8 protein-coding genes are annotated in these 9,270 nt (G+C 57.2%); 4 read left to right on the forward strand and 4 right to left on the reverse strand.

Annotation, left to right across the window (positions count from 1 at the left end):
- Window positions 1-577: 577 nt before the first annotated feature.
- Window positions 578-955 (forward strand): hypothetical protein, encoded by a 378-nt coding sequence (locus tag R6U20_RS05235; RefSeq protein ID WP_410336810.1) that lies wholly within the window; start codon window positions 578-580, stop codon window positions 953-955.
- 29 nt (window positions 956-984) lie between these two features.
- On the forward strand, window positions 985-1,533 hold the full coding sequence (locus R6U20_RS05240) for a hypothetical protein (protein WP_410336811.1): 549 nt from the start codon (window positions 985-987) through the stop codon (window positions 1,531-1,533).
- On the opposite strand, the gene R6U20_RS05245 is transcribed toward R6U20_RS05240, so the two are convergent.
- The 3 genes from R6U20_RS05245 to R6U20_RS05255 all read right to left on the reverse strand — a co-directional run bounded on the left by R6U20_RS05245 (window position 1,463) and on the right by R6U20_RS05255 (window position 5,344).
- On the reverse strand, window positions 1,463-2,638 hold the full coding sequence (locus tag R6U20_RS05245; RefSeq protein ID WP_410336812.1) for a transposase: 1,176 nt from the start codon (window positions 2,636-2,638) through the stop codon (window positions 1,463-1,465). The two genes, R6U20_RS05240 and R6U20_RS05245, sit on opposite strands and share 71 nt — an antisense overlap.
- Window positions 2,639-2,988: 350 nt before the next feature.
- Window positions 2,989-4,287 carry a fumarylacetoacetase gene (gene fahA, locus R6U20_RS05250; RefSeq protein WP_410336813.1) on the reverse strand — a complete coding sequence of 433 codons (1,299 nt, stop codon included), beginning with the start codon at window positions 4,285-4,287 and terminating at the stop codon, window positions 2,989-2,991.
- A gap of 49 nt (window positions 4,288-4,336) precedes the next feature.
- On the reverse strand, window positions 4,337-5,344 hold the full coding sequence (locus tag R6U20_RS05255; RefSeq protein WP_410336814.1) for a hypothetical protein: 1,008 nt from the start codon (window positions 5,342-5,344) through the stop codon (window positions 4,337-4,339).
- A 318-nt stretch (window positions 5,345-5,662) separates the two neighbouring features.
- Here R6U20_RS05255 and R6U20_RS05260 point away from each other — a divergent pair, with 318 nt between their 5' ends.
- Window positions 5,663-6,931, forward strand: coding sequence for a tetratricopeptide repeat protein (locus R6U20_RS05260; protein WP_410336815.1), 1,269 nt, complete (start codon window positions 5,663-5,665; stop codon window positions 6,929-6,931).
- A 164-nt stretch (window positions 6,932-7,095) separates the two neighbouring features.
- Window positions 7,096-8,262: a cystathionine gamma-synthase gene (locus R6U20_RS05265; RefSeq protein WP_410336816.1), complete on the forward strand. Its 1,167-nt coding sequence runs from the start codon at window positions 7,096-7,098 to the stop codon at window positions 8,260-8,262.
- A gap of 414 nt (window positions 8,263-8,676) precedes the next feature.
- Here the strand turns inward: R6U20_RS05265 and R6U20_RS05270 are convergent.
- Window positions 8,677-9,270: porin family protein (locus tag R6U20_RS05270; protein WP_410336817.1), on the reverse strand; the 594-nt coding region annotated here is incomplete at its 5' end.

The following is a 9,270-nucleotide window of genomic DNA, read 5'->3' on the forward strand; positions in this document are numbered from 1 at the left end:
GAAAATGTGAGGCAGATTACCTAGCGTGGAGGCGAAAACCCGCGGTGGATGCCCGATGGCGATGCCTTCCTATTCAAGCGTGATGTGCACCGCGGTGAGGGAGCCCGGTATGCACCGTACAGATTTGACCTGACGACGCAAGAGGCCGAGCCCCTGTGGCCTGCGCTTCCCGATTCGGTACCTGAGTTTCCTCCACTCTCTACCCAGGAGCCTCTTTTCAATCCTGATTTGTAAGAGGCGGAGACCGTGCCCTTTGTGATGCTCCTTTGCCCCTATGAACGAACCATACCCCAGAGGTGATATGGCCCCATCAGAAAAATAGAAAGCCGTCGGCGTGGTACCAGCACCCGACGGCTTAGCAAACAGCTCGCGTATTCTTTTTGATTTTCTGGATGTTAGTATGAGCACATGCATGAAGAACGCTGTTTTAGCGATCTCAATCATCGTTTTTATGGGAGGCACGAGCGTGGCATCGGCTCAAGATTCTACCTCGGTCCCCTCGCAGGATAACAAAGATATTAGGGCGTGGCTCAGTTTCGAAGGCGGTCAAAGCACCTCTGGGGGATTTGTTATGCAGATGAGTGCCAACTATATACGGTCGTCTCATCTGTTTATCGTTCGATTTGTGGGGGAGTCACCGGGAAGAGGTTTCTTAGGAGGGCTCTTCAACGAAACCCGCTCCGAACTCGGTGGACTGTACGGAAGATCGACAAACTGGGACTGGGGACATGCCTCTGCGAGCACCGGAGTTGCTGTGGTTTGGGAGAAAGCCTATAGCTCTGGACCCGTCAACTGGACTACAGTCGGAGTGCCTGTTCAGGCTACCCTTTACCTTACGATTCCCTACCGCCCAATCGACTGGCTGGGCCTCAAGGTTGGAGGGCACGCCAATGTCAATCCTGAAGACTCCTTCGCTGGAGCAACCGTCGGACTCGTCATTGGCAAGCTGCGTTGAGGGGAGTAGAAGTCGACGGAGTTGGTGAAGTGCCTCATTTAACACATTCGTTTTCTTTAACATTAACCTATGTTATTAACATGATTTTTTTTAGAAAATCCTATCAAAAACTTCTTTTTGCTCTCTCTTTATGCCTGTGTTTCTTTTCGCAAAATGTGTTTGGTCAACACGGGTTTTCACAGACGTCAAATTATCTTTCACAGACAGACTTTGCATCTGTAGAATTGAACTTCCGTAACGCCGAAGATCCTCAAGATCCTGACCCGATAGCAACGGTCAAATACGAAGGCGGAGGAGTCTTTCAATCTGGTCAGTCTGTTGAGTTTAGTTGGGAAGAGGTAGAAATTTATCAAGGTGGGCCAAATGGATACGAAGAACCGGGAGACGGCACAAGCCGCACAGACTCGACCCAGCTCACCGACAACCACTACGTTGATAACCGCGACCCGGCATGGAGCCCGGATGGTGAATGGATTGCGTGGGCCCCAATCACGGATGAAGGCCTCACTACCGGACAGTTTGTAATGAGCCCGGAGGGGGCACGGAAAACGCCACGTCTACTGGCCACCCTTGGTTGAGCATGTAGTCGAGCAAGCGCAGCCCGAGTTGAAAGAGGCTAAGATCCACTCGCGAGGTCCGGTGAAATTGGCGATACCAGCCGTGGTGCAGGCTCTGCGTGCCAAGATAAATCACCCACAGATAAGCCAGCGAAACAGCCATCAGAAGCCGGGAAAGCCGCTTCGGAGCCGCAATATGGCTTTTGTGGATGTGGAAGCCTCGGCTCTTTTGATCAGAGAACAGCGTTTCGATTTGAAAGCGCCGCTGGTAGAGACGGATCGCCTCTTCTGCGCATTCAAGTGTCGTAACCAGTGGTACGGGATTCTCATGAGGTGGCTCATGCCAACAGACCACCTGCACCGGGCCATAGCTTTGGTTCGTGACAGATGCTTCTGGGACGACCACGTAGCGCTCGCCTGCAAAAGGAGATAACTCTCCTATAGGAAACACCTCGCCCTGATCGTCTTCAACGAGGGTCGAGAGGGCAGTCCGACACACGTAGTCGAAGCCCATCTCATCAAGAGCGCGTTGAAGCGCAACGGAGTCGAACTCCCCATCGCCTAAAAAGATAGCAGAAGCGTCCTCCGGAATGATCTGTCGGACCCGGCGAAGCAATGCACGTTGATCGCTGCTGGGAAAATGGCCCTTTTTTCCCTTTCGAACGATCCAGGCCAGCGGAAGCGCGCGTTGTTGATAGACCACAGATGCCATCAACACGGCACACCCTCGTCCAACAGCCGAACTGTCAAAAACAATTAAAAGCGGCGTCTCATGCGACCTGCCGTCCGTCAAAGAAGCGGGGGCCGAAGAAGCCGGAGCTGAACAATCCGCAGCTGAACAATCCGCGGCCACCATGCGAGCAAACGGCTCGTAGAAGGTCGCAAACTCGGTGGCCTCATTCCGTAAAAACCGCGCAAACCGCTTGGTCCGGCTCGGGGCTTTGGTGGCGTCGGGGGCCTTCAACGCCAGTTTGGGCAGGTGCACCTGCCCCGCAGCTACGATGCCAGCCACCATTCCCCCGAGTGTGCCCAGATGGCGAGCGAGTCGCTTCGATGTAGAGGCTGCAGGATGCATGGTGCGTAACTGGTTGCGAACGGCGTGGTAGCGTTGTACATTATCACTCATGGGAAGCTCACAGGATGGAATGATTGATGTTAGATACTACCAATCTATGACATCCTGTGGGCTTTTCCTATGTGGTTCTACTGGATGTTTCTACTGCAGATAGCTTGCCTCTCCTAAAGTGTCCGGTAGTGAGTCCTCCGACAGCGGTCGGAGCCACAGGGGCGCGGGACTGCGCTCACCATGACACGCTTCGTTGAGGGATAATTGTAGGAGAACCATCAAAATGAAGATTGGCACAGCAGTAGCCTCTCCCACCAAGAAAAACCGGCTGCTCCACTGACAGTTCAGCGGGGCAGCCGGTTGATGTTCTGACTACAGGGCCAGGCGAATCGTGTGCGTGCGCTTGTGCCCTATGCATCGAGCGGCTGTGCGGGTTGCACCGTGCCCTCGGTGGTGCCGAGTCCGATGCGGAAGCCGTTGCCCTGGGCCCAGCCGCGCATGATGACGCGATCGCCGTCTTGCAGGAACGAGCGCTCTGAGCCGTCGGGCATCTGAATCGGCTTGGTGCCGCGCCAGGCCAGCTCCAGCATGCTGCCGTAGCTGTCTTCGGTGGGCCCGCTGATGGTGCCCGACGCCATGAGGTCACCCGGACGCGTGTTGCATCCGTTTACGGTATGATGCGCCAGTTGCTGCCGCATCGACCAGTACATGTAGTTGAAGTTGGTCTGCGAGATGGTGTGTGGCGCATCCATCTCAGGCGTTTGCAGCTGTACTTCGAGTTCAATGTCGAAGTTGGCGTGGTCGTTGGTCTGCAGGTAGGGCAACGGCTCCGGGTCTTGCTCCGGCCCGTCGGTACGGAAGGGCTCCAACGCATCCAGCGGCACGACCCACGGCGACACGGTCGTGGCAAAGCTCTTGCCCAGGAATGGACCCAGCGGCACGTACTCCCACTTCTGAATGTCGCGCGCACTCCAGTCGTTAACGAGCGAGAGCCCGAAGATATGCGACTCAGCGTCTTTCGCCTGAATCGGCGTGCCCAGCGCGTTGCCGGTGCCCACGAAGAAGCCCATTTCGAGCTCAAAGTCGAGCAGTTGGCTGGGTCCGTAGGTGGGCGGCGCATCGTCGTCGGGCTTGCGCTGCCCGCAGGGACGATGGATAGGCGTGCCGCTCACCACCACCGAACTGGCGCGTCCGTGATAGCCCACAGGCAGATGCAGCCAGTTGGGCTTGAGGGCATTCTCGGGCCCGCGAAACATGGTACCGATGTTGGTAGCATGCTCGCGCGAGGAGTAGAAGTCGGTGTAATCGCCCACCTCTACCGGCAGCAGCATGGTCACGTCCTCTTGCGGGTGCAGCACGCGGCTGCGCAGCGATTCGTCGTCGCGGAGGGTAGCGGTGTCGGATTTGAGCAGGTGATGTACGGTTGAGCGCACCGCACGCCACACCGGACGTCCCAGCGCCATGAACGGGTTTAGCGTATCCGCATGGAACGGATGATTGTCGGCGCTCAATGCATCGTGGTCGAAGTGTCCAGCATCAGCCAGCACGGCCAGGTCGGCGACCTGATCGCCAATGGCGATGCCAATGCGCGGCTCGGCCTGTGCATCGGGCCGGAATACGCCGTAGGGCAGATTCTGGATAGGAAATGGATGATCCTCGGGCACCTCGATGAACGAGGCGTCAGAGGCAGGAATCGTGTGGATGGACATAGGCACGTGTGGAATGTAATGCAATCAACGAATGGAACGGCAGCAGCGGCTACATCAGGTTCAGAGCCCGCAGATCGTCGACCGGCTCCTCAAAACTGCAACTGCCAAAGGAATGCGCAAGCGCAGCGCGGCTGTGCGAAATGTCTTCGACGGATGCGCTAAGCGGCCCCCACTGCATGCCTTCTTGCGTGAAGGTAAAGGTGTCTGCATTCTCCTCGCGCAGAATAGCCGCGACGCCATCTACATCCAGGTCGTGCTCGGCAGCCAGCACGGCTGCGCCAAACACATTGAAGAAGCCGTGGCGCATCACCTCGTACTGCTCGTCGTGGTGGCGGGCCGGGTGGTGGAGCCCCGCTGTGGCCTTAAAGCGCACGCCCGTGTTGCAGCAGGCCACAATGGCACGCGCCACCTGATCGACCGAAGGAAAGAGCTCCGCCTCCATACCGCCACACCGGATTTTAAGCCCGAGGATGCTCTGTTCGGGCACCGGTTGGTTGGCATTGGCGGAGGCGAAGGCGGGCAGTACCTGCGGCAGTTCGGATGCAGTGTGGTCGGTCAGCGGCACCTCAAAGAAGATGTCGAGATGCGCGAGGCCGTGGCGGGCGAGCGCCGAGTCAACTGCATCCAAAAAGCGCGCCACCGGTTGCGTCTCGAACGAATCGACCAGCGAGGCAGGAAGGCGAACCTCCATCACATCGGGCCGGACGTGGCTGTTATGATCTTCGATGCACGTGTCGATGCGGTCGAGGTCGGCTGTAAACGCTTCCAAGAACGCATCAACGGTAGCGCCGCCCTGACCAAGGACCGACAGTCCCACCGGCGGATTGCTGGCAATCGCTTGTCGGAACGGACGCAGTTCGGTGAGGCGCTTGACTGGAATCACAAAGCGGTTGAGCATCCAGCGCTCCGGCTCGGTGCGGTAGCTTAGGAAATTTTCCATAGCCTCGTGCAGCGGCAGGTCGGCGGGCGGAAACATCCCCGCATAGTCTACGATGCGCTGCAAAAAGGCACGGAGCCCCGGTGCAATGAGTGTATCATCAGTATGCTGAGCATTCATAGTCAGTTGGGTAGACGAATCCGCGGAAGCGAGGAGCAGCCCGGCATCAGCACGATAAGCAACACCATTAGCGGTGCAGTTGCGCTATGCCGTTGTTGGAAGTAAACCGTGCGTATCCCTATAAAAGCAAGCGGCGTTGGCGCCAATATGGTGGATACTTCACGAAGCTCTCCCGATTTAGGCCTTGCGACTGCTTGTGCGCGCGCATTAAATTGTTATGGTTCCTTATAGCATCGTGAACGTCAGGAAAAACGACACGTAGTATGGCGATATGTGTGACGTTCATCGGATTTCTATTCACGGCTTCCCAACCCCACTATGATTGTATCTCGTCGATATTCACTGCATGCGCTACTCTGCGTCGCGTTACTTGCTGGCGCGGTGCTTACCGGTTGTTCGGTAGGCGACCCCAACATCAATGAGGCGGAAAGCGCGCTGGAAGATGGCAACTATGAGGCGGCGCTGGAAAGCGTGGAGCGAGCCCTGGACGAAGATCCTGAAAACGCTCAGGCCTATCTGACACGTGCCCAGATTTTTGAGCAGCAGGCCACCGAGGTGGACGACCCCGAAGAGCGTGTACGCCTGTATGAGGAGGTGGCCGAGGCTCGCGAAGAGGCGCTTGCCATTAACCCCGATTTGGAAGAAGACATTCAGGGCACGCGCCAGTTTTCGTATATCGATCTGATGCAGAAAGGCGCTGATGGCTTTAACGAGGCCCAGGAAGAGGGAGACGAAGAACTCTTCAGAGAGACCGCGTCTTACTTTGCGAGCGCGGGTCTTATCTTTCCCGACTCCAGCGCGGCACACACCAATGAAGCCTTTGCGCTGTTGAACGCTGGCGACCGCGAGGAGGTCATGCCGGTACTGGAGCGTGCTGTCGAAACAGCGCAAGACACGGTGGATGCCGATCTGTACTCGATCCTCAGTAGTCTGTACCTCCAGTTCGACCGCGAAGAAGACGCTCTGCCGCTGCTCGATGAAGCTGTTGATTTCTATCCTGACAATCAGGAGTTGCAGGAGCTGCGCCTGAATGCGTTCACGGCCACGGGCGAAACCGAGCGGGCTCTCGAAGCCTATCGCGAGCAAGTCGAGCGCAACCCCGATGACCCGACCTTTCGCTACAACTATGGCTCGCTGCTTCTGAATGACGAACAACATGCTGAGGCCGCCGAGCAGTTAGAGCGTGCATCGGAGCTTGACCCCGAAAACGGCGATATTTTCTTCAACTTAGGCGCCGCGTACGTCAACCAGGCGGCTGATATTGATGAGGAGATGTCGTCGCTGGAGAACGAGCTTCGAGAAGAAGAACGCGAGCCCACCGACGAGGAAGAGTCGCAACTCGAGGAGTGGTCCAGCGAACGCCAGGCGCTGATTGAGCAGTCGATTCCGCCATTCGAGCAGGCGTACGAACTGCTTGATGAGAGCGATGAGAGCTACGGCGTTGTGTGCCGCGAACTGTATCGCTCGTATGTGCTTGTGGAACGCACGGACGAAGCTGCCGAAATCGAGTCGTGCTTCGACAACATTGATGAGGAACAGCCCGAAATGAACCAGTCCCAACAGCAGGAGCAGCCGAACGGCCAGTAGCTCTGCCGCATGAAGGCGTTCGGCACGCCGCCGATACCCTTGTGTGCATGTATGGGCCCGAACCTTCATGAGGGTTCGGGCCTTTTGTTATGTCCCTATGGATATGCAGGCACGGTTCTGCACTCCACACCGCTCTGTTTTCACGTATCAACGCACGTTTTCCTATGGCCTCTGACTCGCCTCTTTATCAGTTCGGCACAAACGCCATTCATGCTGGCCAGCAGCCCGATCCCTCTACGGGAGCTGTTATGACACCGATTTACCAATCGTCGACCTACGCACAGGTGGCGCCGGGCGAGCATCAGGGCTACGAATACTCGCGCGTATCCAATCCGACCCGTACCGCACTGGAGGGCAACCTGGCTGCCCTCGAAGGCGCCGATCATGGTATCGCATTTGCCTCGGGCGTGGCGGGCATCGACGCCATCATGAAAGGGTTGCGTCCCGGCGACCATGTTATCTCAACCAACGACCTGTACGGGGGCAGCTTTCGCCTCTTCACACAAGTCTTTGAGCCGTTTGGCATCGACTTTTCGTTTGTGGACATGACCGACCTCGACCAAATCGAGGCTGCGATCACCGACGACACGGCTATGATCTGGGCCGAAACGCCCACGAATCCGCTCATGCGTATCATCGACATCGAAGCGGTGTGCGAACTCGCTGAGGCGCATGACATTGACGTGGCTGTGGATAACACGTTTGCCACGCCGTATCTACAACAGCCGCTCGACCTGGGGGCCGACCTCGTGCTGCACTCGGCTACAAAGTACCTGGGCGGGCACTCCGACATTATCTTGGGCGCGGTGTGCACCAGCCGCGACGACTGGGCCGAGAAGCTGCGCTTTCAGGTGAAGAGCGCCGGCGCTTCGCCGGGCCCCATGGATTGCTTTCTGGCGCTGCGTGGCACCAAAACCCTGCATGTACGCATGGATCGCCACTGCGACAACGCCCGCGCCCTGGCACTTTTTCTGGACGAACATCCCAAAGTCGGACGCGTGCGCTACCCTGGGTTACAGTCGCACCCCGGTCATGATATTGCGGCGAAACAGATGAGCGATTTCGGCGGCATGATCGCGTTTTCACTCACCGACGACCGCATCGAATCCGCCAAAACGGTGCTCTCAAACACCGAGGTCTTTCTGCTCGCTGAAAGCCTGGGCGGCGTTGAGAGCCTGATTGAACATCCGGCCTCAATGACGCACGCGTCTATTCCCCCTGAGGAACGCGAGAAGATTGGACTTACAGATTCGCTGATTCGTCTCTCGGTTGGTATCGAGGACATCACCGATCTGCGTGCCGACCTGGAGCAGGCGCTCGACCGCGTATAAATAGAAGCGGGTAGCGGTTCATGGTTAAATGATGAGGGCCCAGAAGCGCGTCTCGGGAGTGCAGGCGATTCCTCGGCTGCGCTCGGAATGACAGTACAGAAAAGGGGCACGTGCAGGCCAACGTTTTAGCACATCACTTAGCATCTGACCAGCATTTAGAAGCAGAGGCACGCTCCATCACAAAAAAACCTGGAGGCAGCGGCTCCGAGCCCCCACAGCTCGAAGCCGCCAGTTATGCACGTCGGCATGTTGCCCACGATGGGCGGATATGTATGCTTAAAGCCGACTGTGCGAAATGAGCGTTCACACACGCCCTCCAGGAAAGTGTAGGCGGCTGCGCACAGCGGGGGCTTATGTGGATGCGTCGTGGCCCTGCCCCACGCTGTGTGCCGCCTATGGGTTAACAATCACGCATTAGAAAAATACATGCATCCGGATGCTGAAGGCGCTCAGCTTCGGATCGTCCACATTAAGATCGGTGTCTCCAATTTCCAGATCATCGTCGAAGATCGACGTGACGCCAAACTCATAGCGTAGCTCCGGTGCTAAACGTACGCCGCCCAGGTTAAATTCGACTCCCGCGCCTACGTTACCTGACAGGTTCACGTCTTCGAGGCTGTCGTCGAACTCATCCTCGCCAATCGGAAACGACACCTGCGGCCCCGCCATCGCGTAGGGCGTAACGAGTGGCAACGCAAGGCGATACTTCACATCGAGCGGGACTTCGATGGTGCTCAAGTTAAACGACTCGCTGCCGCCCTGATTGCCAGCAAACTCGTATTCGCCAACCCGGCGGTAGATACCGCTCAGGCGCAGACCCAGCACCGCGAAGTCGCGGGTGTACGCCAGCCCCACGTGGTAGCCTGTCGAAGACTCAAAGGTAGCATCTTGACTCACGTCGTCGAGACTCTCAAAATTAAGTCCACCGACGACGCCCACTTGGGCACTTGAGGCCTGCGGTAAGGCCATCCAACCAAGAGCAGCGATCAGAAGGAGGAATGTGCTATA

Origin of the sequence: Longimonas sp. (assembly GCF_046498435.1) — a bacterium.
Lineage (GTDB): Bacteria > Bacteroidota > Rhodothermia > Rhodothermales > Salinibacteraceae > Longimonas.

Coding starts and splice junctions, on each gene's coding strand:
- R6U20_RS05245 (WP_410336812.1), bottom strand. CDS start 2,638: ATGAGTGATAATGTACAACGCTACCACGCCGTTCGCAACCAGTTACGC.
- R6U20_RS05260 (WP_410336815.1), top strand. CDS start 5,663: ATGATTGTATCTCGTCGATATTCACTGCATGCGCTACTCTGCGTCGCG.
- R6U20_RS05235 (WP_410336810.1), top strand. CDS start 578: ATGAGTGCCAACTATATACGGTCGTCTCATCTGTTTATCGTTCGATTT.
- R6U20_RS05265 (WP_410336816.1), top strand. CDS start 7,096: ATGGCCTCTGACTCGCCTCTTTATCAGTTCGGCACAAACGCCATTCAT.
- R6U20_RS05255 (WP_410336814.1), bottom strand. CDS start 5,344: ATGAATGCTCAGCATACTGATGATACACTCATTGCACCGGGGCTCCGT.
- fahA (WP_410336813.1), bottom strand. CDS start 4,287: ATGTCCATCCACACGATTCCTGCCTCTGACGCCTCGTTCATCGAGGTG.